This window comes from Streptomyces sp. NBC_00038, assembly GCF_026343635.1.
Classification (GTDB): Bacteria; Actinomycetota; Actinomycetes; order Streptomycetales; family Streptomycetaceae; genus Streptomyces.
The window spans coordinates 587,927-614,810 of the sequence record NZ_JAPELQ010000002.1; the positions used below are offsets into that span (position 1 = coordinate 587,927).

18 protein-coding genes are annotated in these 26,884 nt (G+C 70.4%); 12 read left to right on the top strand and 6 right to left on the bottom strand.

Annotation, left to right across the window (positions count from 1 at the left end; translation table 11 throughout):
* Positions 1-38: 38 nt before the first annotated feature.
* Positions 39-722, bottom strand: a complete 684-nt coding sequence (locus OG219_RS45770; RefSeq protein WP_266837346.1) for a TetR/AcrR family transcriptional regulator — start codon at positions 720-722, stop codon at positions 39-41.
* 200 nt (positions 723-922) lie between these two features.
* Here OG219_RS45770 and OG219_RS45775 point away from each other — a divergent pair, with 200 nt between their 5' ends.
* Positions 923-2,176 (top strand): YncE family protein, encoded by a 1,254-nt coding sequence (locus OG219_RS45775; protein WP_266837348.1) that lies wholly within the window; start codon positions 923-925, stop codon positions 2,174-2,176.
* Here OG219_RS45775 and OG219_RS45780 read toward each other — a convergent pair.
* Both OG219_RS45780 and OG219_RS45785 read right to left on the bottom strand, forming a co-directional pair.
* Positions 2,169-4,037 (bottom strand): cellulase family glycosylhydrolase, encoded by a 1,869-nt coding sequence (locus tag OG219_RS45780; protein ID WP_266837350.1) that lies wholly within the window; start codon positions 4,035-4,037, stop codon positions 2,169-2,171. The two genes, OG219_RS45775 and OG219_RS45780, sit on opposite strands and share 8 nt — an antisense overlap.
* Before the next feature lie 137 nt (positions 4,038-4,174).
* Positions 4,175-6,154 carry a translation factor GTPase family protein gene (locus OG219_RS45785; RefSeq protein ID WP_266837352.1) on the bottom strand — a complete coding sequence of 660 codons (1,980 nt, stop codon included), beginning with the start codon at positions 6,152-6,154 and terminating at the stop codon, positions 4,175-4,177.
* Positions 6,155-6,409: 255 nt separating this feature from the next.
* On the opposite strand from OG219_RS45785, the gene OG219_RS45790 reads away from it, so the two are divergent.
* Genes OG219_RS45790 through OG219_RS45815 form a run of 6 tightly spaced genes read left to right on the top strand, consistent with a single transcriptional unit; the run spans position 6,410 to position 13,251 of the window.
* A complete protein-coding gene (locus tag OG219_RS45790; protein WP_266837354.1) occupies positions 6,410-6,880 on the top strand; it encodes a (2Fe-2S)-binding protein in 471 nt (156 codons plus the stop codon).
* On the top strand, positions 6,877-9,237 hold the full coding sequence (locus OG219_RS45795; protein ID WP_266837356.1) for a xanthine dehydrogenase family protein molybdopterin-binding subunit: 2,361 nt from the start codon (positions 6,877-6,879) through the stop codon (positions 9,235-9,237). Before OG219_RS45790 ends, OG219_RS45795 begins: the two co-directional genes overlap by 4 nt.
* Positions 9,234-10,082 carry a xanthine dehydrogenase family protein subunit M gene (locus OG219_RS45800; RefSeq protein WP_266837358.1) on the top strand — a complete coding sequence of 283 codons (849 nt, stop codon included), beginning with the start codon at positions 9,234-9,236 and terminating at the stop codon, positions 10,080-10,082. Before OG219_RS45795 ends, OG219_RS45800 begins: the two co-directional genes overlap by 4 nt.
* Before the next feature lie 5 nt (positions 10,083-10,087).
* Positions 10,088-10,972 (top strand): MoxR family ATPase, encoded by an 885-nt coding sequence (locus OG219_RS45805; protein WP_266837360.1) that lies wholly within the window; start codon positions 10,088-10,090, stop codon positions 10,970-10,972.
* A gap of 4 nt (positions 10,973-10,976) precedes the next feature.
* Entirely contained in the window at positions 10,977-12,098 is a 1,122-nt protein-coding gene (locus OG219_RS45810; RefSeq protein ID WP_266837362.1) for a VWA domain-containing protein, read from the top strand.
* A gap of 40 nt (positions 12,099-12,138) precedes the next feature.
* Positions 12,139-13,251 (top strand): XdhC/CoxI family protein, encoded by a 1,113-nt coding sequence (locus tag OG219_RS45815; RefSeq protein WP_266837364.1) that lies wholly within the window; start codon positions 12,139-12,141, stop codon positions 13,249-13,251.
* Between the two features lies 1 nt (position 13,252).
* Here OG219_RS45815 and OG219_RS45820 read toward each other — a convergent pair whose 3' ends face one another.
* A complete protein-coding gene (locus tag OG219_RS45820; RefSeq protein ID WP_266837366.1) occupies positions 13,253-13,756 on the bottom strand; it encodes a metallophosphoesterase in 504 nt (167 codons plus the stop codon).
* Between the two features lie 59 nt (positions 13,757-13,815).
* Positions 13,816-16,248 (bottom strand): SpoIIE family protein phosphatase, encoded by a 2,433-nt coding sequence (locus OG219_RS45825; RefSeq protein ID WP_266837368.1) that lies wholly within the window; start codon positions 16,246-16,248, stop codon positions 13,816-13,818.
* Positions 16,249-16,529: 281 nt separating this feature from the next.
* Here OG219_RS45825 and OG219_RS45830 point away from each other — a divergent pair, with 281 nt between their 5' ends.
* Entirely contained in the window at positions 16,530-18,587 is a 2,058-nt protein-coding gene (locus OG219_RS45830; protein ID WP_266837982.1) for a SpoIIE family protein phosphatase, read from the top strand.
* 141 nt (positions 18,588-18,728) lie between these two features.
* Here the strand turns inward: OG219_RS45830 and OG219_RS45835 are convergent, their stop codons facing one another.
* Positions 18,729-20,051: a S1 family peptidase gene (locus OG219_RS45835; RefSeq protein ID WP_266837370.1), complete on the bottom strand. Its 1,323-nt coding sequence runs from the start codon at positions 20,049-20,051 to the stop codon at positions 18,729-18,731.
* 677 nt (positions 20,052-20,728) lie between these two features.
* Here OG219_RS45835 and OG219_RS45840 point away from each other — a divergent pair.
* The 4 genes from OG219_RS45840 (at position 20,729) to OG219_RS45855 (ending at position 26,881) form a co-directional block, all read left to right on the top strand.
* The gene (locus tag OG219_RS45840; protein WP_266837372.1) at positions 20,729-20,944 is read left to right on the top strand and encodes a type A2 lantipeptide; all 216 of its coding nucleotides are present in this window, start codon (positions 20,729-20,731) and stop codon (positions 20,942-20,944) included.
* Between the two features lie 90 nt (positions 20,945-21,034).
* Positions 21,035-21,844 carry an HlyD family efflux transporter periplasmic adaptor subunit gene (locus tag OG219_RS45845; protein ID WP_266837374.1) on the top strand — a complete coding sequence of 270 codons (810 nt, stop codon included), beginning with the start codon at positions 21,035-21,037 and terminating at the stop codon, positions 21,842-21,844.
* Positions 21,841-24,063 carry an NHLP family bacteriocin export ABC transporter peptidase/permease/ATPase subunit gene (locus tag OG219_RS45850; protein ID WP_266837376.1) on the top strand — a complete coding sequence of 741 codons (2,223 nt, stop codon included), beginning with the start codon at positions 21,841-21,843 and terminating at the stop codon, positions 24,061-24,063. The genes OG219_RS45845 and OG219_RS45850 overlap by 4 nt, the downstream gene beginning before the upstream one ends.
* A gap of 1 nt (position 24,064) precedes the next feature.
* On the top strand, positions 24,065-26,881 hold the full coding sequence (locus tag OG219_RS45855) for an NHLP bacteriocin export ABC transporter permease/ATPase subunit (protein WP_266837377.1): 2,817 nt from the start codon (positions 24,065-24,067) through the stop codon (positions 26,879-26,881).
* The last annotated feature ends 3 nt before the right edge of the window (positions 26,882-26,884 follow it).

The following is a 26,884-nucleotide window of genomic DNA, read 5'->3' on the forward strand; positions in this document are numbered from 1 at the left end:
CCGGAACGCCCCTCTTCACACCGATCCGCGCCATGACGTCACTGCCCGCCGTCACAGCGCGGGATCCCGTCCGGAGCCCACCCCGCCGGCCGCAGGATCCCCAGCAGCAGCCGCACGAGTTCCTCGACCACCTCGTCGAGGGTCGCGTCCACCCACCCGGCGTTCCAGTCGTGGAGCAGCCCGTTCACACTGCCGATGAACGCCGTCGCGGCGAGGCGGTAGTCGCGCGGTGCCGCCTCGCCGCGGACTGCGGCCGAGGCCGCCTCCGCGCAGATGAACTCCACCCAGCGGGAACGGCGGGCGAGCCGCTGCTCCTCCAACCGCGGGCTCACGCCGATGATTTCGACGAAGGTGATGCGGATCCGGCGCCGATCGCTCGTCACGTTCGCGGCGTAGGCACGGAAGATCGCGGTGGCGCGCTCGGGAAGCGGCAGGTCCTGTGCGTCGGCGAGGGCGGAAAGTGCGGCCCCCTCGGCCCAGTCGTTGACCTGGAGGTGCAGGGCGGCCAGGACGTCTTCGAGGGTGCGGAACTCCTCGTAGAACTGTCGGGTCGACAGGCCCGCCGCCTCGCTCAGCGCGGCGACCGTCGTGGACCGGAAGCCCGGGCTGTCGCCGAACAGCTGGAGACCGGCTTCCAGGAAACGGCGGCGTCGTTCGGCCTGCCGCTCCTCGGCGGTTCTGCCCCCGTAACGGCCTGTCGGCTGTTTGAGCCTGCCCGCCACACGTCCCCCCTTCGTCCATCCGGTGAACCGTTCACGCTCCGGCAATTTTGTCGTGTACGGACCCTTGTGGTTGGGCCGCCCCCTTCCTTACTTTCCAGTAAGTCAACTCTGAACGCGCCCGTGTTCAGATTTCCTCCCTTGTCATGCGCTTGCCATAGGCAACTTTCCACCCGCACTCCCCACCTACGACAGGGACCCACATGTCTGTCCTCAGACCCGGACGCCTATGCTCCATCGCCGTCGCGCTCGCACTCACCCTGGGCGCTACGGCGACCGCTGCCACCGCGCAGAGCTCCGCAGCCGCCGAACTGCGCGAGGTGATGTTCGTGGGCAACAACTGGGACGGCACCGCCGATGTCATCAAGTCCACGGGTGACTTCGCGAAGATCGGCCGGATCAACGTAGTGCCGGACAAGGAAGCCCGGCTGGCCGAGATCAACGCCGATCCGATCAAGTGGATCTACTTCATGGCCATTCGAAACGGTGTCGGGGAGGGCCACGACCAGTTCGTCGACGACATGTACTCCACGCCCGACGGCAAGTCGATGGTCGTCTCCCGCCCGAGCTTCGCCGACGTCGTCTCCATCGACCTCGCCACCGGGAACATCAACTGGCGCTTCCCCGTGTCCGGTTACCGCTCCGACCACATGGCGGTGTCTCCGGACGGCACCCGTGTCGCGGTCTCCGCCTCGACCGGGAACACCGTGCACGTCCTCGACATCAACTCCGGCAAGCAGCTCGGCTCCTTCGCCACCGGTGACAAGCCGCACGAGAACATCTTCACCAGCGACGGCAAGTACATCTGGAACATGGCCATCGGTGACGTCAACACCGCGCTCGACGATCCGTGGGTGGACTGGACGAAGGGCAACCGGTACATCACCGTCGTCGACGCGGCCACCTTCCAGCAGGTCAAGGTGATCGACATGCGTCAGCGGCTGGACGCGATCGGTCTCACGGACTACTCCGACGCGGTACGGCCCGCCGCGTTCAGCGCCGACGAGTCCAAGCTGTACTTCCAGGTGTCGTTCTTCAACGGCTTCCTGGAGTACGACATCGCCTCCGACAGGATCACCCGGGTGAAGACCCTGCCGAAGAACCCGGCGACCAGCACGGACCGCACCACCTGGGTCAACGACTCCCGCCACCACGGCATTTCGATCAACCCTGCGGGCACCAAGCTGTGCATCGCGGGCACGATGGACGACTACGCGACCGTCGTGGACCGGGCGACCCTCCAGGAGGGCCCGCTCGTCACCGCCTCCAAGCCGTACTGGGCGACCGTCAGCGGTGACGGCAAGTCCTGTGTCATCTCCGAGAGCGGCGCCGACCAGGTCACCGCCATCGACTTCGCCACTGGGCAGAAGACGGTGTCGGTGCCGGTCGGCGACCACCCCCAGCGCGTTCGCCTCGGCCATGTGGAGGCGAACTGGACGGCTCCGTCGGCTAGTTGATCTCTGAGGCGACCCAGGACGCCAGCTCGGTCCTGGCCGCGTTCAGCAGAGTGGCGGACGGAGCGGTCGCCCCGTTCGTGACCAGCGCGTAGTGCAGAGTCCCCGAGCCGGCAGCGGTGAGCAGGAGGCGGCGGCTTCCGGTGCCGCCCGGCTCGGGGGCCACGGCGATCGGGGTTGTCCGGGTGTACGAGGGCGGAGTGGCGGTCGTACCGAGGTCGGAGACGACCGTGGTGGACGACGTCGGGAAGGACGCCGGGAGATGGAGTTCCGTGGGAACGCTCGTGCCGTCGGAACGCCAGATGAGAAGGCTGTACTGACCTGATCCCACGAGCTGGGAGACATTGGGCAGCGAGCTCGGGACCGGGTTCCAGGTCAGGGCCGTGGAGCCGTCGCGGGAACGGTCCTCGTAGGTGAAGGCGACCGCCGTGCCCGCCGTGGCGCTGGGGTAGACGCGGTCCAGCAGGCGGGCGTCCTGGCGCAGTACGACCGTACCCGAGTCGTTGAGGCGTACGGCGGAGAGGTCCTCGTCGTTCCAGGCGTCACCGGTGGTCAGGACCTTGTCCGGGTTGTCGTTCATCAGCTCGTGATGGCGGCCGTTGTAGATGTCCCACTGCCACTGGGTGGCGGAGAGGACCGGGCCGGAGGCGGACGGATTGGACCACCAACTCGCGCCCGGCTGACGGGAGTCGAAGGCCTGGTACATCGCCTTGAGGACGGTGGGCGCCTTGTCCGAGACCGACCCGGCCAGCGGATGGCCGAACTCGCTGATGATCGCCGTGGTGCCGGCGGCCGACGCCCGGTCGCGCACCGTCCCGAAGTCGGTGGCGTACTGGCCGTCCCCCGCCTTGCCCCACATCAGGATGCCGGAGATCGCCTTCTGGTCGTAGAAGTGGGTGTTGAACACATAGCGCGGGCCGATCGTGCCCGCATCCAGCAGCCCGCCCTCCTGCTTCTGGGAGCTGATGTTGGCGTTCCAGAAGAGGTTCGGCTCCACGAAGGCGGGCTTGGCCTGCCAGCCGGCCGCGTCCATCCGGGCCCGGAACTTCACATAGAAGGGCCAGAGCACATCGCGTTCCCAAGTACGGCTCGTCTGACCGGAGTCGTACGTGCCGGCGTGCGGCTCGTTGAACGGGTCGAAGCCGACGAGGTTCGCGAACTGGGTGGTGGTGAGGTGCTGTTTGACGTAGGCCATGGTCGCCTGGGCCGTGGTGAGGAAGGCGTCCTGGAGTCCGTACGTGTTGTGCCAGAAGTCGTACGACGCCTTTGTCACGGCCTGGTTCTGGGTGATGTTCTGGCCCCAGAAGAGGCAGATCCCGCACGACTCCTGGGGGTAGTTCCCGGCTTCCACGGCCCATTTGGGGGCACCGTCGCCGGTGTACCAGCTGCCCGAGTTGAACAGGTAGCGGGAGTAGAGGTCCTGATGGAAGTCGGGATAGACGCGGATTCCCGCGTCGAGAAACGCGCCGATCTGAGCGGTGGCCGCCGCGAGATAGGTGGTGTCGACCTGGCCGCGCACGGGTTCGGCCTGCGCCCAGGAGAGCAGGAAGCGCACGGCGTTGCCGCCGCCGAGGGCGCGCAGTGCCGTGGCCGACTTCTTGGCGTCGGCGACCGACGCGAAGGGAAGTCCGCTGTTCTCCTCCAGCTTTGTTTCGCCGGAGACGTTGTAGCCGCGCAGCACGACCTCGCGGCCGAGCCCGTCGGTGAAGCGGCCGTCCTCGACAGTGAGGGTGGCAGCCGCGGATTCGTCGAACCAGAGGGAGTCGGGGAGGGGGGCCGCGGCGGCGGGCTGGATGCCCGCCGCCGTGAGGAAGCCGGTGAGGAGCACGAGGACGCCGAGCAGACGCGCACGTAACTTCGACATGTTCACTACAGTCGCGGCCGCACCAGAGGCCGTCAACACCCCTGACTCATGAGTAAGTTTCTCGTTTCACCAGGCGCCTGTGCGGCCCCTGGGGCAGACCCGGCGCGCGTCCGGTTCAAACCCCGTACGGGTCATTTTCAGACCCGGCGCGTCACGTTCAGCAGGTACTCCTTGCGGTCGAGCGGGTTGAGATCGGTCCTCGGCCGGTCCGCGACCGTGCCGTGGACGACCGGTGCGTAGTGGTCGAAGGCGCACTCCAGCTCGCCTTCACCGCGCGTCAACCCCGGTAGCTGCTGCTCCAGTTGATGTACCTGCGCGACCGGGACACGGCCTTCCAGCACGCTCGTCGCGCCGTGCGTCTGCGTGCTCTGCGGGACGGCGCGCTGTTTCGCGAGCACGGGCAGCACCGCGCCGAGCGTGTCCGCCGGCGCCTCCAGGCGGAAGCGGTGCATCGGCTCGTACACCCGCGTGCCCGCCTCCCGGAGCGCGCTCATCACCACGAGCGGTGTCAGCCCGCGGAAGTCGGCACCCGTGCTGGACATGCTCTTGTCGAAGCCCTGGTGGGCGTGGCTCTGCCGTGGTGAGTAGCCGGAATGAGTCATGGTGACCGTGCAGTCGGTGACCTGCCATCCGTGGATTCCCTGTGCCAGCGTCTCCTTGACGGTGTCCTCGACCGCCTTGAAGAACGCGTACGGCATCGCCCCGAGTTCGACCTCCAGGCGGAATTCCACACCCGAATCGACGGGCGCCGGATCGATGCGCAGCCCGACGGTCGCGAGAAAGGGATTGGGGTCCTTGCCGTTGAACTCGACCGCCCTACCCGTACCGGTCGGCCTTTCGATGCACAGGGGTGTCGTCTCGCGGAACACGACGTCAATGCCGAATTCATCGGCAAGCGTTGCCTGGATGACCTCCTTCTGGACCTCGCCGTAGAGCGATACGGAGGTTTCCTTGCGCACTTCGTCCTGGCGGAGATTGATCAGCGGGTCCTGCTCGGCGAGTTGGGTGAGCGCGAGGTGCAGGGCCCCTTTGTCGCCCGGACGGCAGGAGGTGACGACCGTTTCGAGCGTGGGCGGTGAGAAATAGTGCTCGTCCGCCGACGATTTCCGCGGCAGGCCGAGGGTGTCGCCGATCCGGATGTCTCCGAGGCCCCAGAGCTTGCCGATCCGTCCCGCCGCCACGGAGGTCTCCCGGACGGCCGAACCGCTGTCGAAGACACTGATCGCAGTGACCTTCCCCTCCTCTACGTCACGGAACACCAGCCGGTCACGCGTCCGCAGGGTCCCGGAGAACAGCCGCGCGTACGCGATCTTCTCCCCCGCGGGACCCCGCTCGACCTTGAAGACCGTCCCCGACACCGGGCCGTCCGCATCGCCCTCTCCGGAGGGCAGCAGCTCCTTGATCCCGCCCATCAGTTCCGTGATGCCCGCGCCCGTCGTCGCCGAGCCGAAGTACACCGGGTGCACCAGGGCCTGCCCGGTCTGCTGAGCCAGTGCGGCGCGGAGCCGGGCGTCCGAGACGCGGCCCTCGACATACGCGGCCAGCAGCTCGTCGTCGTTCTCGGCGAGCAGGTCGAGCAGCGGCGCCCTGAGCCGGGCGTCGTCGAAGGGGGTGAAGTGGGCGTCCCTCGTTCCCCGTTCGCCGACCGCGCCCATCGGGACGATCGCGGGAGTGAGCCGCGCAGAGATCTTCTCCAGCACGCGCTCGTGCTGCGCGCCACCCCGGTCGATCTTGTTCACGAAGACGAGCGTCGGAATCCGCAGCCGCTGGAGCGTCCGCATCAGCACACGGGTCTGCGCCTGTACGCCCTCCACGGCCGAGACGACGAGCACGGCGCCGTCGAGCACGCTCAGCACCCGCTCCACCTCGGCGATGAAGTCGGGGTGACCGGGTGTGTCGATCAGATTGACCGTGACGTCGTCGATCGCGAAGGAGACGACGGCGGATTTGATCGTGATGCCTCGCTGCCGTTCCAGCGCGAGGGAATCGGTCTGGGTGGATCCGTCGTCGACGCTACCGATCTCGTCGATGACCCCGACGGCGTGCAGCAGCCGCTCGGTGAGGCTTGTCTTACCGGCGTCTACGTGCGCCAGAATTCCCAGGTTGAGCATATGCACCGGGCGTCATGTCCTTTGGAGTGTGGGTGATTCCTTCCTGGGTGGACATGAACGGTGTGCGCATTGCTGCTCCTTGATCCCGGTGAACTCGTCCCGAGCAGTGCAGCAGGTCGCCGTACTCCACGGCAACGGATTAACGCTCAACAAATGCCTGCCGCGGCACTCGCCCCTGTCAGGGGGCCGTCCTAGAGTGACGCCCATCACGTCCGGTGGCTGATTTCCTACCACCCCTCGCACGGTTCCCTGGGAGGGCACATGACCCGTATCTCGGTGAAGGTGGACGGCACGACGTACGAGGACGAGGTGGAACCCCGTCTCCTGCTGATCCACTATCTGCGTGACCGGCTGGGTCTGACCGGCACCCCGATCGGCTGCGACACCTCCAACTGCGGGGCGTGCACGGTCGATCTGGACGGGGTGACCGTCAAGAGCTGCTCGGTGCTCGCCGTCCAGGCGGACGGGAGCGAAGTGACGACGGTCCAGGGGCTGGCCCGTGACGGGGAGTGGCATCCGCTGCAGAAGGCGTTCCACGAGCGGCACGCGCTGCAGTGCGGCTACTGCACGCCGGGCATGATCATGGCGGCGCGTGATCTGCTCCGCGAGAACCCGGACCCGGGTGCGGGGGACGTACGGGAAGCCCTGGAAGGCAACCTCTGCCGGTGCACCGGCTACCAGAACATCGTGCGCGCGGTCCTCGCCGCCTCCGGACAGGGGGCCTCGACATGAGTGGGACGACGGAGCGGGAGGTCGGGCGTTCCCGGCCCCGCAAGGAGGACGCCCGGCTCGTCACGGGCCAGACCAACTGGACGGACAACATCAGCGTCAACGGTCTGCTGCACCTGGCGATCCTGCGCAGCCCCATGGCGCACGCCCGCATCGACCGGATCGACGTCACTCCGGCACGCGAACAGCCGGGCGTGGTGGCCGCGTTCAGCGGCAGCGATCTCGCCGAAGGCCTCGGCTCGCTGCCGTGCGCCTGGCCGGTCACCGAGGACATCGTCCACCCCGACCACCCGCCGATCGCCGTCGACGAGGTCCGCTACGCGGGCGATCCGGTGGCCGTCGTCGTGGCCCGCGACCGGTACGCGGCCGCCGACGCCCTGGAGTTCATCGAGGTCGACTACGCGCCGCTGCCCCCGGTCCTCGATCTGGAGGCCGCCCTCGCCGAGGACGCCCCGCTGGTCCACGCCGACAAGGGCACCAACCGCTGCTACGACTGGCCGCTCGCCACGGGTGAGGACTACGCGTCCGTCCGCGAGCGCGCCGAGGTCGTACTGCGCAGGCGCTACGTTCAGCAGCGGCTCATCCCCAACGCCATGGAGCCTCGCGCCGTCGTCGTCACCCCACTCGCGGCGTCCGGCGAGTACACCGTCCACTCCTCCACCCAGATCCCGCACATCCTGCGGATCATGCTCTCCGTCGTCACCGGCATCCCCGAGCACAAGCTGCGCGTGATCGCCCCCGACGTCGGCGGCGGCTTCGGCTCCAAGCTCCAGGTGTACGGCGAGGAAGCACTCGCCCTCGCCGTCGCGCGCAGGCTGGGACGCCCGGTGAAGTGGACCGAGTCGCGTTCCGAGGGCTACCTCGCGACCCACCACGGCCGCGGCATGATCCAGGACATCGAGATCGCCGCCACCCGCGAGGGCAGGCTGCTCGGCCTCAAGGTCGATCTCCTCGCCGACATGGGCGCGTACCTGATGCTCGTCACGCCCGGCATCCCGATCCTGGGTGCCTTCATGTATCCGGCGATCTACAAGATGGACGCGTACGACTTCACCTGCACCGGAGTCTTCACGACCAGGACGCCGACGGACGCCTACCGTGGCGCCGGGCGCCCGGAGGCGACGTACGCCATCGAACGGATCATGGACGAGCTGGCCGTCGAACTCGACCTGGATCCCATCGAGTTGAGGCGCCTCAACTGGATCGGCCACGAGGAGTTCCCGTACACGTCCGTCGCGGGTCTGACGTACGACAGCGGCAACTACGAGGCCGCCACGGACAAGGCGCTCGCGCTCTTCGGATACGACGACCTGCGCGCGGAGCAGCAGAAGCGGAACGAGCGCGGTGACCTCGTGCGCCTGGGCATCGGGGTGTCCACGTACACCGAGATGTGCGGGCTCGCGCCGAGCCGGGTGCTGCGCGATCTGCGGTACTCGGCCGGGGGCTGGGAGGCGGCGAGCATCCGGATGCTGCCCACCGGCAAGGTCGAGGTGGTCACGGGCACCAGTCCGCACGGGCAAGGGCATGTGACCTGCTGGAGTCAGATCGCCGCCGATGTGCTCGGGGTGCCCTTCGAGGACATCGAGGTGCTGCACGGCGACACCAAGACGACACCGCAGGGCATGGACACCTACGGTTCGCGCTCACTCGTCGTCGGCGGGGCGGCGGTGCACCACGCCGGTCAGAAGGTGGTGGAGAAGGCGCGGAAGGTGGCCGCGCATCTGCTCGAAGCCAATGAGCACGACCTGGAGTTCACCCACGGCGTGTTCTCCGTGAAGGGCTCGCCCGAGGCACGCAAGACCATCCAGGAGATCGCCTTCGAGACCTTCTCCTCGCACGACCTGCCCGACGGCATGGAACCCACCATCAACGCCGAGCACCTGGTCGATCCGGAGAACTTCTCCTACCCGCACGGCACCCACCTGTGCGCGGTCGAGGTGGACACCGAGACCGGGCGGACGACCATCCGCAGTTACGTCTGTGTCGACGACGTCGGCCGGGTCATCAACCCGATGATCGTCGAGGGTCAGGTGCACGGCGGGATCGCGCAGGGCATCGCGCAGGCCCTGTACGAGGAGGCCGTGTACGACGACGACGGCAACCTGGTCTCCGGGACGATGGCCGACTATCTCGTGCCCTCGGCTGCCGACCTGCCCGAGTTCGTGACCGGCAGGACCGAGACGCCCGCCACGTCGAATCCCCTTGGCTCCAAGGGAGTCGGCGAGGCGGGGACCATCGCTTCGACGCCCGCGGTCGTCAACGCGATCATGGACGCGCTGCGCCCGCTGGGCGTGACCGAGGTGGCGATGCCCTGTACGCCGCAACGGGTGTGGCAAGCGATCGAGGAGGCGTCGGCATGATTCCCCCGGCATTCGAGTACGCGAGGCCCACGAGCGTCGACGAGGCCCTGCGCACGCTCGCGGACGCGGGCGAGGACGCGAAGGTGCTGGCCGGCGGGCAGAGCCTGCTGCCGCTGCTCCGGCTGCGGCTCACCTTCCCGGAACTCGTCGTCGACGTCGGCCGGATCCCGGAGCTGCGCGGGGTCCGCGAGAGCGAGGGCAAGCTGATCATCGGCGCACTGACCTCGCACCACGACGTCATCCGCGACCCGCTGGTACGCCGTCACGCCGGGCTGCTCGCCGCGGCCACGGCCACGGTCGCCGATCCCGCGATACGCCATCGCGGCACCCTCGGGGGTGCGCTCGCGCACGCCGATCCGGCCGGTGACCTGCCCGCCGTGATCCTCGCGCTCGACGCGACCCTGATCGCGGAGGGACCGGCGGGGCGGCGGGCCATCCCGGCCCGCGAGTTCTTCGTCGACTACCTGCAGACCGCGCTTCGGCCGGACGAACTGCTGGTGGAGGTGGAGATCCCGACGACCGACGGCTGGGGCTTCCACTACGAGAAGTTCCAGCGGGTCGCGCAGGCCTGGGCGGTGGTCGGCGTCGCGGCGCTGGTACGGCGCGAGAACGGGCAGATCGCCGAGTCGCGGATCGGGCTGACGAACATGGGCTCGACACCGCTGCGGGCCGCCGCGACCGAGGAGGCTCTTGTCGGCGCCTCCGTGGAGGGCGCGGTGCGGCGGGCCGCCCAGGTGGTGGCGGACGGCACGCATCCCACGTCCGATCCGTCGGCCTCGCCCGAGTACCGCGCGCACCTCGCCCGGGTGCTCACGCGGCGCGCGGTGCTTGCCGCCATGGAGTAGCGCGGATGCACGAGGTGAGCGGGCCGGAAGAGGTGCGGGCCCGGCTGGAGAAGACCGGGTATCTCGTCGACGACGGGCTGGCCGTGGCCTGCTTCCTGGCGCTGCGGCTGCACCGGCCGATCTTCTGCGAGGGCGACGCGGGCGTGGGCAAGACCGCGCTCGCGTCCGCCCTCGCGGAGGCGACCGGCGCCCCGTTGATCCGGCTCCAGTGCCACGAGGGAATCGACGCGTCCCAGGCACTGTACGACTGGGACTTCCCGCGTCAGCTCCTCCATCTGCGGGCCGCCGAAGCGGCGGGCGTCAAGGATGCCGACCGGCTCGAAGGAGAGCTGTACGACCGGCGGTTCCTCATCGCGCGGCCCCTCCTCCAGGCCCTGGAGACCCAGCCGTCAGTGCTGCTCGTCGACGAAGTCGACCGCGCGGACGACGAGTTCGAGGCCTTTCTCCTTGAGCTGCTGTCGGAGTACGCGGTCACCATCCCCGAACTGGGCACGCTGCGGGCCGAGTCGCCGCCGGTCGTGGTGCTCACCTCGAACCGCACTCGCGAGGTGCACGACGCGCTGAAACGCCGGTGTCTCTACCACTGGTTCGACCATCCGGGCTTCGCCCGTGAACTCGCCATCGTGAGGCGGAGGTTGCCGGGTGTGACCGCCCGGCTGACCGAGCAGGTGACCGCGCTGGTCCAGGCCCTGCGGTCCGAGGATCTCCTCAAGCCGCCCGGAGTGGCCGAGACCATCGACTGGGCCCAGGCCCTGGACGCGCTGGGCGCGACCGAGGTGGACGCCGAGCTGGCGGTGACGACGCTGGGCTCGGTCCTGAAGTACCGGGAGGACGTGGAGCGGGCGCGCGGCCTCGATCTGTCGGCGATCCTCGCGGCGCGAGGGGCGTGAGGCCGTGCCGCATCCCCAGGCGGTCGACGCGTCCGCCGTCCTCGTCGGGTTCGCTCGTGCGTTGCGCGCCGCGGGTGTCGACGCGGGGCCCGACCGGGTGCAGGCCTTTCTCGGCGCGCTCGAACTCCTCGATCCCGGCAGTCGCGCCGACGTGTACTGGGCCGGACGCCTCACCCTGTGCGGGAGCCGGGACGATCTGGAGCGCTACGAGCGGGTCTTCGCGGGGTACTTCGACGCGAGCGCCGACGTGGCGCAGACCCGGTTCACTCCCCCGCCGCGGCTACGGATGGCCGTACGCGACGCCGGTCCCGCTCCCCGGGCCGCGACACGGGCCGAGGACACCATTCCCGCGCCCGCGCTGGCCAGCTCCACCGACGTACTGCGGCACCGCGACCTCGCCGGGCTGACCGCCGCCGAGAAGGAGCAACTGCGGCGGCTCCTTGCCGCGTTCACGCTGCGCGGCGAGGTGCGCCGTACCGCGCGGCGGCATCCGGCCCGGCGTGGGAGCGTCGATCCGCGTCGCACCGTACGGGAGTTGCTGAAGCGGGGCGGTGAACCGGCGCGGCTGCTGCGGCACGAACGGGCCGAACGCCCGCGCAGGGTCGTGCTGCTCGTGGATGTGAGCGGCTCGATGGCGGCGTACGCGAACGCGCTGCTGCGTTTCGCGCACGCGGCCACCCACGGCACCGCCCGTACGGAGGTGTTCACCATCGGCACACGGCTGACCCGGGTGACACGCGAGCTGGCGCACCGTGATCCCGACGCGGCCATGGCGGCGCTCGCGGCGGCGGTCCCGGACTGGAGCGGCGGCACCCGGCTCGGTGAGATGCTGCGCGGGTACCTCGATCGGTGGGGACAGCGGGGCATGGCGCGCGGCGCGGTCGTGGTGCTGCTGTCGGACGGCTGGGAGCGTGGCGATCCTGCCCTGCTCGCGGGCCAGATGCGACGCTTGCACCGGCTCGCACACCGGGTGATCTGGGCCAATCCGCGCAAGGCCCGCCCCGGTTACGCGCCTCTGGCCGCCGGGATGGCGGCGGCGTTGCCGAGCGTGGACGCGTTCGTCGAGGGGCACAGCCTGGCCGCGCTGGAGCGTCTGGCGGCGGTGGTGAGAGGAGCGGATCCTTGAGAGAGACGCGGTCGGCAGTGGGCAAGGAAGGGAGCGAGCGATGCGTGAGATCCTCCCGGCGCTGAACCGGTGGTACACGGCGGGGTCCCCGTTCGGGCTCGCCACAGTGGTCGCCGTCAGCCGCAGCGCGCCGCGCGATCCGGGCGCGGCCATGGGCGTGGGCCCCGGCGACGAGGCCGTGGGCAGCGTGTCCGGCGGCTGCGTCGAGGGCGCTGTGTTCGAGCTGGCCCAGGAGGTGGTGGAGTCCGGCGAGGCACGCCTGGCGACCTTCGGGTACAGCGACGAGGACGCCTTCGCCGTGGGCCTGACCTGCGGCGGCGAGATCACACTGCTCGTACGCCGGGTGTCGCGCGAGGAGGATCCCACCTTCGGGGCGGTTGCCGAGTCGGTGGCCGCGGGCCGCCCGGTGACCGTGGCGACGGTGATCGACGGCCCGGCGCCGCGCGGGGCCACCCTCTCCGTGTGGCCGGACGAGGTGTCCGGCTCGCTCGGGTCGACCGGCCTGGACGTGGCCGTCACGGCCGACGCACGAGGCGAACTGGCCCAGGGCGCCACCGGACAACGGCACTACGGCCCGCACGGCGAACGCCGCGAGGACGACGTCACCGTCTTCCTCCACTCCTTCGCACCGCCACCCCGCATGCTCGTCTTCGGCGCGATCGACTACGCCGCCGCCGTCGCCCGCATCGGCGACTTCCTCGGCTACCGGGTCACGGTGTGCGACGCCCGCCCGGTCTTCGCCACGCCGAAACGGTTCCCGGCGGGCGTGGAGGTCGTCGTCGACTGGCCGCACCGCTACCTGAAGGGCACGACCACCGACGACCGCACGGTGATCTGCGTCCTCACCCACGACCCGAAGTTCGACGTACCGCTCCTTGAGGAGGCACTGCGCCGCCCGGCCGCGTACATCGGCGCGATGGGCAGCCGGCGAACCCACGACGACCGGATGAAGCGGCTGGTGGACGCCGGGTTCGGCGAGAGCGAACTGTCCCGGCTGCGCTCGCCGGTCGGGCTCGACCTCGGAGCCCGCACACCGGAGGAGGTGGCCGTGTCCGTCGCCGCGGAGATCGTCGCCCTGCGGTGGGGCGGCAGCGGCGCTCCGCTCACGGCTACGGGCGGGGCGATTCATCCGGGTCGGTGGGCGACAACCTGAATCAGGTGCGCGGGGGCAGCCGGTGGAGATGTACGTCCGTCAGCCGGCCGTCCGTCACCTGTGCCGTCATGTACGTGCAGTGGGGCTGGCGGCGACGGTCGGTCGGGGAGCCGGGGTTGAGGAGCCGCAGGCCGTTGTCCGTGGTGGTGTCCCACGGGATGTGGCTGTGGCCGAAGACCAGGACGTCGAGGTCGGGAAAGCGGACCGCGCAGCGACGCTCGCGCCCCTCGGCGGCGCCGGTCTCATGGACGACTCCGAAGTGCAGGCCACCCAGCTCGGCACGGGCGACTTCGGGGAGGCGGGCGCGCAGTTCGGGGCCGTCGTTGTTGCCGTGGACGCCGATCAGCCTGGTCGACCGGCTCTCCAGGAGGTCGAGGGTCGCGGTGTCCACCCAGTCGCCTGCGTGGATCACGGCGTCGGCGAGCGGGAGTTCGGCCAGCAGCGGCGCGGGGAGCTCTCGCGCACGCTTGGGGAGGTGGGTGTCGGACATCAGGAGCAGACGCACGCGGTCCACGCTAGTGGCACGTCAGCCCAGGTGAATTCCGCCAGTCCAGGTGAATCCCGCTAGTCCAGCAGGATTTCGCTCCACACCTGCTTCCCCCCGCTGACCGGCACCGTCCCCCAAGCCGCCGACATCGCCTCGACAAGGAGAATCCCGCGTCCGCCGGTGGCCTCCCAGCCGATGCTGGTGGGCTTGATCGGTGTACGGGGTGAGTTGTCGGCGACCGCGATTCTGAAGCGGTTGTTGATGAGGGTGAGGTCGAGCCTGACCTGTCCGTCGGTGTGGACGAGGGCGTTGGTGACGAGTTCGGAGACGACGAGGAGCGCGGCGTCCGCCTCGCCGGGCACGCCCCAGGCGCGCAGGGTGCGTCTGGTGAAGCGGCGGGCGTGCCGGACCGCCTCGGGGACGCGCCAGACCGTCCAGCTCTCGCGGAGCGGGCGCAGCGCCATGCCGTCGTAGCGCATGAGGAGGAGGGCGACGTCGTCGCTGCGGTTGGCGCCCGCGAGGAGTCGGTCTGCCACGAGTCCGAGGTGGGCCGGGTCGGAGGCTGCCAGCTCTCCGGCGAGCCGGGCCAGGCCGTCCTCGATGTCGACCACGGCGGACTCGACAAGGCCGTCGGTGGTCAGGGCGACGATGGTGCCGGGCGGCAGGCGCAGCGGGCTCATGGGGAAGTCGGCCTGGGTGAGGACGCCGAGCGGCGGTCCGCCCTCGGACCAGGCGATGTGCGTTCCGCCGTCCGGGTGACGCAGCACCGGGGGCAGATGCCCGGCGCGTACGCACCAGGCGGAGCCCTCCTCCATGTCCACGTCGACGTAGCAGCAGGTCGCGAAGAGGTCGGTCTCCAGGTCCATGAGGAGGCGGTTGGCGTGCGAGACCACGACGTCCGGGGGGTGTCCCTCGACGGCGTACGCGCGCAGGGCCGTCCGCATCTGGCCCATGAGGGTCGCGGCCGAGGCGTTGTGGCCCTGGACGTCGCCGATGACGAGGGCGACGTGGTTGTCGGGGAGCGGGATCACGTCGTACCAGTCGCCGCCGACCTCCAGGCCCGACGTGGTGGGCAGATAGCGGGCGACGGCGACCGCGCCGGGCAGCTTGGGCAGGCGGCGCGGGAGCAGGGTGCGCTGGAGCATGCCGATCAGTTCGTGTTCGGCGTCGAAGGCGTGGGCGCGCATCAGGGCCTGGCCGGTGAGGCCCGCGGCGGCGGTGAGCAGGGCGCGTTCGTCGGGGCCGAAGTCGTGCGGGGTGTCCCAGCCGATCAGGCAGGCGCCGGCGATGCGTCCGGCGGCGGGCAGCGGCAGGACGGCGAGGCCTCCGGGGCCCACGTCGGCGAGGGCGGGCTCCAGGTCCGTCCCGGCGGGCCAGATCGCGGCGCGCCCCTCACTCAGGGCCGCGGCGAGGGTCGGCATGGCGCGCACGGGTGCGTCGGGCCACTCCGAGCGCCACTCGGTCCGCCACATCTCGGGCCAGGCCTCCGGCTCGGGCGGGTCAAGGACGGTGACGATGAGGCGGTCCCCCTCCAGTTCCGCGACGGCGATCCGGTCGGCCTGGAGGGGCTTGCGCAGGGCGGCGACCACGGCCCGGCCGACGTCGCGGACGGTGCCGGCGGTGGCCAGAGCGGCGGCGAGCCGCTGGACGCGGGCCACTTCGTTACCGCCGGAGCGCAGCTTGGAGGCGTCGGAGACCGTGCCCACGAGGCGTGCCGGGCGGCCCTCGCCGCCGGGCAGGAGATGTCCGCGCAGTCGCAGCCACTTCTGCTCTCCGGACGGCTGGAGGATCCGGAACTCCAGCTCGCGGTCACCGACGGACATGTGGTCCGCCTCCACCACGGACATCAGCGAGGGCAGGTCCTCCGGAACCGTCAGTGACAGCAGTGTCTCCACCTTGCCGTCGAAGTCGGCCGGACTCAGTCCGAACAGTTCCAGCATCTCCTCGTCGACCTCGACACGTCCGCTGTCCAAGGCGAGGCTGAACGAGCTGGCGGGCAGCTCGTCGGTGCCCGTCTCGGGGGCGGGCGGCGGGCAGACGACGGCCTCGGCGATCAGGCCCAGGCACTCCCGGTCCTCGGGGTCGAAGCCGTCCGGGTGCTCGCTGACGGCGAGCAGGCAGCCGTCGTCGCGCAGGGGCAGGGCGGCCAGCCAGAAGTCCTGGGAGGGCCCTCGCCGGGCGTCGGCCTGGCGGCCGACTTCCTCGGGGCGGAGCCAGAGCGCCCTGCCGGAGCGGTGCGCTTCCGCCGCCGGGGATCCGCCGGTGACGGGGTAGCTGTCGCGCAGCCCGTAGAGGGTTCTCGGCACGCCCGCCGATTCGGCGAGGCGCAGTTCGCCGCCGATCGGGGTCGGCGCGTACACCGCGACGACGGTCGCGCCGGTGAAGACGAGGGCCTGTTCGAGGACTCGCCGCAGGCGCTCACGAGGGTTCAGGTCGGTCGTGAGCGTCTTGAGGGCAAGTTCGGCACGCGGCGTTCGCGTCCTGCGTCCCGCAGCGTCCTCACTGACCACGTCCGTAATTACAGCGCTTCCGGGGCTCCGGCGCAGCCCCTGTGACCGTTCCCGGCACGTCAGGCCCCCGGCGGAACCCGCCGTCGGGCCGTGTGGCGGCTTGGACGGCCCCCGCTCGCCGTGCGCGAAGAGCCGCCAGGAGAGAGCCTTGACCTCTGGGACCTGATCACGCGGCCTGCGAGGAGGTGGTCGGCGTGTCCGTCTCGCAGGGTTTCGGGCAGGCGCCGGCCACTCGACCGGCGCCGGTCGGACAGCCGCTGCTGTCCCTGGCGCTGGCCTCGATGATGGACGAGGTCCACGCGCACTCCGGCGCGGTATATCTGCTGGCGCCGGGCGAACCGGTCCTGGAGATGGCGGTGATGGCGGGGCTGCCCAGGGCCTTCGCCGCCCCTTGGGAGCGGGTGGGGCTCAGCGCGCCCATCCCGGTCGCCGAGGCGGTACGGGAGCGGCGGCTGATCTGGGTGAGCGGCGAGGAGCAGATGGCCGGCCGCTATCCACGGGTCGCCGTGGTGCTCCCCTATCCCTTCGCGCTGGCCGCTCTCCCGGTGGCCACGGGGAACACGGTGTACGGCGCCGTCTTCGTGACCTGGCCCGGATCGCATCCGCCCGAGCTGTCCGACCGGGAACGCGGTCAGCTCACCGCGGCCTGCGACCGGCTCGCGCTGCGCCTGGAGCGGGCCGCCGCGGCGCACCACCCGGTGCATCCCGAGCCGGATCTGCTCGCGCCGGCCGCCGGGGCGAGCGCGTCCGGCATGCTCGGCACGGTGGAGGCGGCGCGGATGGTGGCACGGCTGCCGTACGGACTGTGCGCGCTGGATCTGCACGGGCGCGTCAGCTACGCCAACGAGGCGACGGCCGAGTTGCTCGACGTCCCGGTCAGCGGCCTGCTGGGCACCCAGCTGTGGGCGTCCGTGCCCTGGCTCAACGACCCCGTCTACGAGGACCGCTACCGGGCCGCGCTGCTCAGCCAGCACGTCACGTCCTTCGTGGCGCTGCGGCCGCCCGGCGACTGGCTGTCGTTCCGCCTGTATCCCAGTACGAACGGGCTGAGCGTGCGGATCTCCCGGGCCCGGGCGGTGTCCGAGATGAGGCGCTCCGAACCGGGGCACGACGACGACAGCCGTCCCGGCCTGGTGACCATCTCGCATGTGCTGAGCCTGGCCAGCGCGCTGACGGAGGCGGCTAGCGTGCAGGACGTGGTGCAGCTGGTCGCCGACGAGATCGCGCCCGCCGTCGGCAGTCAGGCCCTGGTGGTCCTCGGCACGCAGGCCGGCCGCCTGCACGTGCTCGGGCACCGGGGATACCCGGACGCCCACGTCGTGGAGCGCTTCGACGGGCTGCCGCTCGACGCGCAGACCCCCGGCGCCCAGGCGCTGAACAGCGGTGTTCCCGCCTTCTTCAACTCCCTTGAGCAGTTGGAGCGCCTCTATCCGTCCCGGCACACGACACCCGACGGTATGGAGGCGTGGGCCTATCTGCCGCTCATCGCGTCCGGGCGTCCGGTGGGCGTCTGCGTCCTCGCGTACCCGGAACGGCATTCCTTCCCGGCGGACGAGCGTGCCGTGCTGACGAGCCTGGGCGGTCTGATCGCGCAGGCGCTGGCGCGGGCCCTTCTCTACGACGCCAAGCTCCGGCTCGCCCACGGTCTGCAGGCCGCGCTGCTGCCGCACTCGCTGCCGTCGGTGCCCTCGATCGAGGCTGCCGCGCGCTATCTCCCGGCCACCCAGGGCATGGACATCGGCGGGGATTTCTACGACCTGGTGCTCTCGCAGGGCCGGGCCGCGGCCGTGATCGGTGACGTACAGGGGCACAACGTCACGGCGGCGGGCCTGATGGGGCAGATCCGTACGGCCGTCCGTGCGTACACGACCGTCGGCCAGCCGCCCGAGGAGGTCATGCGCAGCACCAACCGGCTACTCATCGACCTGGGCAGCGAACTGTTCGCCAGCTGTCTCTATCTGCGGCTGGAACCCGCGCGCGGGGTGGCCGTCATGGCGCGTGCGGGCCACCCGCCTCCGCTGCTGCGGCGGCCGGACGGCAAGGTCCGCGTGCTCGACCTGGCCGGGGGGCCGCTGCTCGGGATCGACGCGGGGGCGACGTATCCGACGACCGAGGTCCCGCTCGGCCCCGGTTCCGTGCTCGCCCTCTACACCGACGGGCTGATCGAGTCGCCCGGCGTCGACATCGAGGAGGCCATCGCCCGCCTCGGGCGACGGCTCGCGGAGTACGGCGACCAGCCGCTCGACGTGCTGGCCGACCGCCTCGTGCAGAGCGAGGACGCGGAGCCGCAGGAGCGGCCCGACGACGTCGCGCTGCTGCTCCTGCGGGCACGCGGCTGAAGGGCGAGCACCCGTACGGCGTGTCCGGAACGAGGAGCGGTCCGGCCCTCCCGCCGGAGGGCCGGACCTTTCCACCTGCCGACCGGGACCGCTGTGTTCCGCGGCCGGATCAGTGGCTGTGGGTCACCGGTGCGAGGGGTGTCAGGGGTTGATGTTCACGAGCCCCGAGCCGTCGTCCAGGCCGGTGCCGGTGTCGTCACCCGTGTCGCCCGTGTCGCCCGCTTCTTCGCCTGCGCCGGCCTGCTCGTCGCCTGCCGCCGGGTCACTGGCGCTCGCGCTGGGGTCCACGGCGCCGGGGTCTTCTGCACCCGGGTCTTCCGCACCGGCCCCGGCGTCTCCGGCCGCGTCGCCCGCGCCGAGCGTCGCGCCGACCGCTTCCAGGGCGGTGGTGACGGGCTGGAAGAAGGTCTCGCCGCCGACGGTGCAGTCGCCGCTGCCGCCGGAGGTCAGTCCGATCGCGCTGCCGTCCTGGGTGAACAGGGAGCCGCCGCTGTCGCCGGGTTCGGCGCAGACGTCGGTCTGGATGAGCCCGGTGACCGTGCCCTCCGGGTAGTTGACGGTGGCGTCGAGACCGAGGACGGTGCCGTCGAAGAGTCCCGTGGTGCTGCCCATCCGGAAGACCTGCTGGCCCACGGCGGCTTCGGCGGCCTGGGCGATCTCGACGGTCTGGCCGTCGCCGATGTTGACCACGCTGTTGGCGACCGTGGCCGGGTCGTCGTACTTGACGAGGGCGAAGTCGCCGTCACCGGGGAAGGTGGCCTGGTCGACCGTGGCGATCGGGGCGCCGCCCTGCGCGTCCGACCACTCGGCGGCCGCGACACCGCAGTGGCCCGCGGTGAGGAAGGCGGGGGCGCCGTCGCCCGCGGTGACGTTGAAGCCGAGGGAGCAGCGGGCGCCGCCGCCGAAGATGGCGTCGCCGCCGTCGACGTAGGTCTTGAAGGTGCCCGCGGACTTCGTGATGGTCGCCACGCCCGAGCCGAGGCCCTCGACGGTGGACTCCAGCGTGTCCCAGCTGGTGCCCGTGACCGTGGAGTCGGCGGTGACGCGGATCTCGTTGGTCTTCGGGTCGACGGACCAAGCCGTGCCCGGGATCGTCGCGTCGGCCTTCAGCGTCGCGGCGGCGGTCTCGAGCGCGTCGGTGCTGTTCTGCACCTGGTTCGGGACCGCGCCGGCAGCCTTGATCTCGTTGATCACATTGCTGTTGTTACCGACGACGTTGATGATGATCTGCTGGTTGCCCGCGTCGTAGTACGACCCGGCGAAGGCATCACCCAGCTGGGAGGCGAGCTGCGAGGCGAGGTCCGAGACATCGGCCGCCTTGAACGTCTTGGCGCTGGCCGTGGCGTCGTCCGAGTCCGTCTGGGACGCCATCGCGTTGGGCAGCAGAAGTGCCGCTGCTCCGAGCGCCGCCACGCTTCCTGCCGCTATTACGGCCTTGCGCTTGGGTATGCGTTTGTGACTCAACTTCTGACCTCCTGGGGACGGGGTCCGTTGCCGCCGTCTTGCAGCTGAACTGGGGGGCGCCTGGATGCCTGTTGATACGCACGCGTCACATGGGGTGTTCAACTGCCTTTACAAATGGCAGGAGTTAGGCAGGCCAAAGGCGTGGATTGCGAGGCAATCGCACCTTTCCGTACGCACATCTCGGCCGAGGGGCTCTTTCGACGAGCCGCACTGCACACTCCGCGAGTACTCAGTCACACCCCGTCGACAACACCGACCGGAATCCTGGCTTCAGCGAATCTGCACACCGAATACGCAACGAAGTCACCGCGTGCGAAGGATCTCCACAGAGGGCAGAGGCGCGCGGGGCCATTGGGGCGGGAGTGTCCCGTTCGAGAAGCGGGTGGCAACCGCATGCACGCGACGTTGACGCGCGGCATGTGAAGAAGTCGCCATCGAACAGTGCGCGCTCCTGCACGGATGACCGGATCTGGCGCTCAATTGCCCTGGTGAGAGCGTCGGTTGATTGGATGCGTGCCACGGCAGCGTGCTTTGATCCGTTGCACCGCGGGGGTCACGGGTCACTCCAGCGGCTCCCGGAAACGGGTGCCTGACGCCTGCGGTGGCGGCCGACCATCTGTCCCCAGAGGGGGCCGCTCTCCCCCCTTATGAATACGCATACGAAGGGAAGTTCCATCATGAACTCCACCCCCCAGGTTGCCACCGCCGAGATCTCGGACGCCGACCTCGACGCCGTCTCGGGCGGTCTGTCCCTGAACGCCGTTGGCACCGTCACGGGCCTCGTTGACTCGGTTGCCCCGGTCTCCGCCCTCCTGGGCACGGTCGTCGGCACGGTCGAGGGTGTGACCGGCCTGAACACCGCCCCGGTCACCGGCCTGGTTGCCGGTCTCTGATCGCATTTCATGCCGCTGAGTCCCGGAACCGATCCATGGTTCCGGGACTCTCGGGTGCCGTAAATCTCTCGAACAGGTGAGGGAAGTCCCGTGCAGTTCCGCCAACAGGCCCTCGCCAAGCTCCAATCGCCGGAAGAACTCGACCTTCCGGTGCGTTTCGCCCGCCCCCAGGGCTGGCTCGTCCTGTCCGTGACGGTCCTCGTCATGGCGGCGGCCTCCGTCTGGGCCGTGACGGGCACCGTGGCGTCCACGGTCAGCGCACCCGCCATCCTCACGCACGGGGAGGGCAGCTACGTGTTGCAGAGTCCCGTCGCCGGGCAGGTCACCGCGGTCCTCGCCGAGGAGGGCGTACGGCTCGCCGCGAACGCCCCCGTGCTGCAGGTCCGTACGGCGGAGGGCCAGACGGCGGTCGTCCGCACCGTGGCCGCGGGACGCATCACCGCGCTCGCCGCCACCATCGGCGCGATCATCTCGACCGGCGCGAACGTCGCGGCCGTGGAGAAGGTCGCCCACGCCGGCGATCCGCTGTACGCGACGGTGTACGTCCCCGCGGAGAACGCCGCCACGATCCCCGAGAACGCCTCCGTCGATCTGACCGTCCAGTCGGCGCCGACCCAGCAGTACGGGGTGCTGCGCGGCCATGTGAAGGCGGTCGACCGGACCGTGCAGACCCAGCAGCAGATCGCCGCGTTCCTCGGTGACAGCCAGCTGGGCGAGCAGTTCACCAAGGACGGCAGGCCGGTGGCCGTCCTGGTCCGTCTCGACACCAAGTCCAGTACGAAGAGCGGCCTCAAGTGGTCCTCGGCGGACGGGCCGCCGTTCGAGCTGACCTCCATGACCCTGGCCACGGGTTCGATCCGGCTGGCCGATCAGCGCCCCGTGGATTGGCTCCTCCCGTGACCGCCGCACAGGACACCCGTGGCAGACGCCGCGCCAACGCGCAAAAGCGCCCGGTCCCCAAGGGCAAGGGCAAGACCGTCCGTACCCCCACCGTGCTCCAGATGGAGGCCGTGGAGTGCGGAGCGGCCTCCCTCGCCATGGTGCTCGGCCACTACGGGCGGCACATCCCCCTCGAAGAGCTGCGCATCGCCTGCGGTGTCTCCCGCGACGGGTCGCGCGCCAGCAACCTGCTCAAAGCAGCCCGCAGTTACGGCCTGACGGCCAAGGGCATGCAGATGGACACAGCCGCGCTCGCCGAGGTGCGGGCGCCCGCGATCCTGTTCTGGGAGTTCAACCACTACGTCGTCTACGACGGCACGGGGCGCCGCTTCGGGCGGCGCGGCGTACACATCAACGACCCCGGCAAGGGCCGCCGGTTCGTGCCCATGGAGGACTTCGACACCAGCTTCACCGGCGTCGCCCTGGTCATGGAGCCGGGCCCCGACTTCCACCGGGGCGGCCGCAAGCCGGGCGTCCTGGGCGCCATGCCGGCCCGGCTGCGCGGGACCTCGGGCACGATGCCCGCGGCCGTCCTCGCGAGTCTGCTCCTTGTCGTGGTCGGTGCCGCGGTGCCCGCGCTCAGCCGGACGTACATCGACAGCTACCTCATCGGCGGGCAGTCCTCGCTGCTCGGCGTGCTGTTCGCGTCGATGGGCGCCTCGGTGGCACTGACGGTGGTGCTGACCTGGCTCCAGCAGGCGAACCTGCTGCGCGGCCGCATCATCTCCTCGACACTCTCCAGCGCCCGCTTCCTTCGGCATCTGCTGCGGCTGCCGGTCACCTTCTTCTCCCAGCGCAGCCCGGCCGACCTGGTGCAGCGGCTCCAGTCGAACGACGCGGTGGCCGAGACACTGTCCCGCGACCTCGCGGCTGCCGGTGTGGACGCGGTCGTGGTCGTGCTCTACGCGGTGCTCCTCTATACGTACGACCCGCAGCTCACGGCCGTGGGCATCGGCGTCGCACTGCTCAACGTGGTCGCGATGCGGGTGGTGATCCGGCTGCGCTCGACCCGCACGGCGAAGCTGCGCGCCGACAGCGCACGCCTCACCAACACGGCATACAGCGGGCTCCAGTTGATCGAGACGATGAAGGCCACCGGCGGCGAGGACGGCTACTTCCGCAAATGGGCCGGGCAGCACGCGACCACCCTGGAGGAGGAGCAGCGTCTCGGCGTGCCGAGCGCCTGGCTGGGCGTGGTCGCGCCGATGCTCGCGACGCTCAACAGCGCGCTGATCCTGTGGATCGGCGGTATGCGGGCCATCGAGGGAGGCATCTCGGTCGGTCTGCTCGTCGCCTTCCAGGCCCTGGTGACCCGCTTCACCGCGCCGATCACCCGCCTCAACGGCGTCGCGGGCCGCATCCAGGACTTCGCGGCCGACGTCGCCCGCCTCAAGGACGTCGAGAACTTCCAGGCGGACCCGCTGTACGACCGCCACGGCACCGGCGATTCCACCCGCCGCCTGCACGGCCATGTCGAGCTGGAGAACATCACGTTCGGCTACAGCCCGCTCGACAAGCCGCTGCTCACCGGCTTCTCCCTGACTGTCGGGCCGGGCCAGCAGGTGGCACTGGTCGGCGGCTCGGGCAGCGGCAAGTCGACGGTGTCCCGGCTGATTTCGGGCCTCTACGCACCCTGGGAAGGAACGATCCGCATCGACGGCCAGCGCCTGGAGGACATCCCGCGCGGCGCCCTCGCATCCTCCGTCTCCTTCGTCGACCAGGACGTCTTCCTCTTCGAGGGGACGGTCCGCGACAACGTGGCGCTGTGGGACCCGTCGATCCCGGACGAAGCGGTCATCGCGGCGCTTGAGGACGCGGCGCTGTACGACGTGGTGACGCGCCGCCCCGGCGGTATCCAGAGCCGGGTCGAGCAGGACGGGCGGAACTTCTCCGGCGGCCAGCGTCAACGCCTGGAGATCGCACGGGCGTTGGTGCGCAGGCCCAGCATCCTGGTCCTCGACGAGGTGACCAGCGCACTGGACGCCGAGACCGAGCAGACCGTCATCGACAACCTGCGCAAGCGCGGCTGCGCCTGTGTGGTGATCGCGCACCGGCTCAGCACGGTGCGCGACAGCGACGAGATCGTCGTACTGCAGCACGGCACGATCGTGGAACGCGGGCGGCACGAGGCCCTGGTGGCGGCCGGCGGTCCGTACGCCGAGCTGGTCAAGGAGCGATGAGATGACCACGGTGAACGAGGGCGACCTCGTCCTCGGCGCGCTGGGCGGCATGGGCACGCCGATCGACTGCTCCATCCTCAACCGCCTCGATCTGGAAGGCCCGCAGGTCCTGTGGCTCGTCGCGGCGGGCGCCATGGACCTGTTCGCGGTGGACGCCGTGCAGCAGGGCCACTGGCACCATCTCGGCCGCCTCGAAGCGGGCTCCCTGCTGCTCGGACCGGTCGCGGGCCCTCAACACACGCTCGTCGGACGGCCGTTGCGCGACTGCGTGGTGCGCCGCATCGGGCTGCGCGAGCTGTACCAGCAGGCCGACACCCAGACCTGGTCGTACGACGAGTACGGCAACGCCCAGTACGTGCCCCCGACTTCGAGCCCGCTGGAGTACGCCCTCGCCCTCGGCGCGGGCCGGAGCCTGTCCATCCTCTTCCAGGCGCCGATGGCCCATGAGAACGCCGCCGCGCTCACGGACGACGACGTCTTCTGGATGCAGGTGCCGCCCGGCAGTGTGCAGTACGGCTCCCTGTACGGCGCGGAGGCGGCGGCCGACCTGCTGATGGACTCCGGTGTCTGGCAGCGCCTGGTCGACCAGCAGTACCGGCTCCTCACCACACTCGACCGCTGGATCGAGCGGCTCGAGTCACGCCACGAGGACCGTACGGCGGCGGGCATCAAGGCGGGCGAGGCCGTCCGCGCGCAGGCCGACCGGACGCTCCTCGCGTCGATCGGCAAGCAGTCGGCGAAGCGTCCGACGGCCGCCGACGCGGACGCCACGTACGCGGCCTGCAAACTGGTCGCGGGCGCGGCCGGGATCACCCTCGCGGAACCCGCGCAGAACGGCACGGAGAGCGACCGGCTCGACCCGGTCGAGCGGATCGCGATCGCCTCACGCCTGCGCATCCGTGCCGTACGTCTCGACGGGCGCTGGTGGCACGACAACATCGGCCCGCTGGTGGGCCACCGGGCGGTGTCGGGCTCACCGGTCGCGCTGCTGTGGCGGCGCGGCGGATACGTCGCCGTGCAGCCGTCCTCCGGGCGCGAGACTCCGGTCGAGAAGGCCAACGCCGGGGAGTACGAACCGCAGGCCACGATGTTCTACCGCCCGCTGCCCGAGCGGAAGTTGAGCCCGCTGCGGCTGATGAGGTTCTGCCTCCAGGGCACCGGCGGCGACATGCGCAACCTCGCCATCAGCGGTCTGGTGACCGTGGCGATCGGCGCGATCGTGCCGATCGCCACCGGCAAGGTGCTCGGCGAGTACGTGCCGAAGGCCCAGCACAGTCTCATCGTGCAGGTCTGTCTCGCCATCATGATCACCAGCGTGGTGTCGGCGGCGTTCATGCTGCTGCAGAACCTCACCATCCTGCGACTGGAGGGCCGGATCGAGGCGACGCTCCAGCCGGCCGTCTGGGACCGGCTGCTGCGCCTGCCCACGAAGTTCTTCACCTCCCGCTCCACCGGTGAACTGGCCAGCGCCGCCATGGGCATCAGCGCGATCCGCCGCCTCCTCGCGGGCGTCGGTCCGACACTCGCGCAGGCGGGCACGGTCGGCGCGATGAACCTGGGCCTGCTGCTCTGGTACAGCGTCCCCATGGCGCTGGCCGCGATCGGCATGCTCGTGGTCATCGCAGCCGGGTTCCTGGGGCTCGGCCTGTGGCAGGTGCGCTGGCAGCGGCGCCTGGTGGTCCTGAGCAACAAGCTCAACAACCAGGCCTTCCAGACCCTGCGCGGCCTGCCCAAGCTACGGGTCGCGGCGGCCGAGAACTACGCGTACGCCGCCTGGGCGGGCGAGTTCGCGCGCAGCCGTGAGCTCCAGCAGAAGGTCGGCCGGATCAAGAACCTGACCACGGTGATGGGGGCGGTGTATCTGCCGCTCTGCTCCCTGCTGATGTTCATGCTGCTCGCGGGCCCGGCACGCGACTCGCTGTCGGCCGCCGAGTTCCTCACCTTCAACACCTCCATGACCATGTTGCTCACCTCGGTCACCTCGATCACCGGCGCGTTCGTCTCGGCCGCGGCCGCGCTGCCGATGTTCGAGGAGATCAAGCCGGTGTTCGACGCGACGCCCGAGGTACGTGTGGCGAGCACCCGCCCCGGAGTCCTGTCCGGCGGGATCGAGGCCCGCAAGCTCTCCTTCCGTTACACCGACGACGGCCCGCTCGTCCTCGACGACGTGTCCTTCGACATCAGGCCGGGCGAGTTCGTGGCGATCGTCGGGCCCAGCGGTTGCGGCAAGTCCACACTGCTGCGGCTGCTCATCGGCTTCGACAAGCCCGTCTCGGGCAGCGTCCTGTATGACGGCCAGGACCTGGCGGCCCTCGACCAGTCCGCCGTACGCCGCCAGTGCGGTGTCGTGCTCCAGCACGCGCAGCCCTTCACCGGCTCGATCCTGGACTGCATCTGCGGCACCGAGCCGTACACGCCCGAGGAGGCGATGGCGGCGGCCGAGATGGCGGGCCTCGCCGAGGACATCAAGCGCATGCCGATGGGCCTGCACACCATCGTGTCCGGCAGCGGCGCGGTCTCCGGCGGCCAGCGCCAGCGGCTGATGATCGCCCAGGCACTGATACGCCGCCCCCGCATCCTCTTCTTCGACGAGGCGACCAGCGCCCTGGACAACGAGACGCAGCGCACGGTCATCGAGAGCACCCGGGCGCTCAACGCCACCCGCGTGGTGATCGCGCACCGCCTGTCCACCGTGATGGACGCGGACCGCGTCATCGTGATGGAGGACGGCAAGGTCGCCCAGCAGGGCCCGCCCGCGCAGCTCCTCGCGGACACCGGTGGCCGGCTGCACGAGCTGGTGCGGCGGCAGATGCGGTGAGGG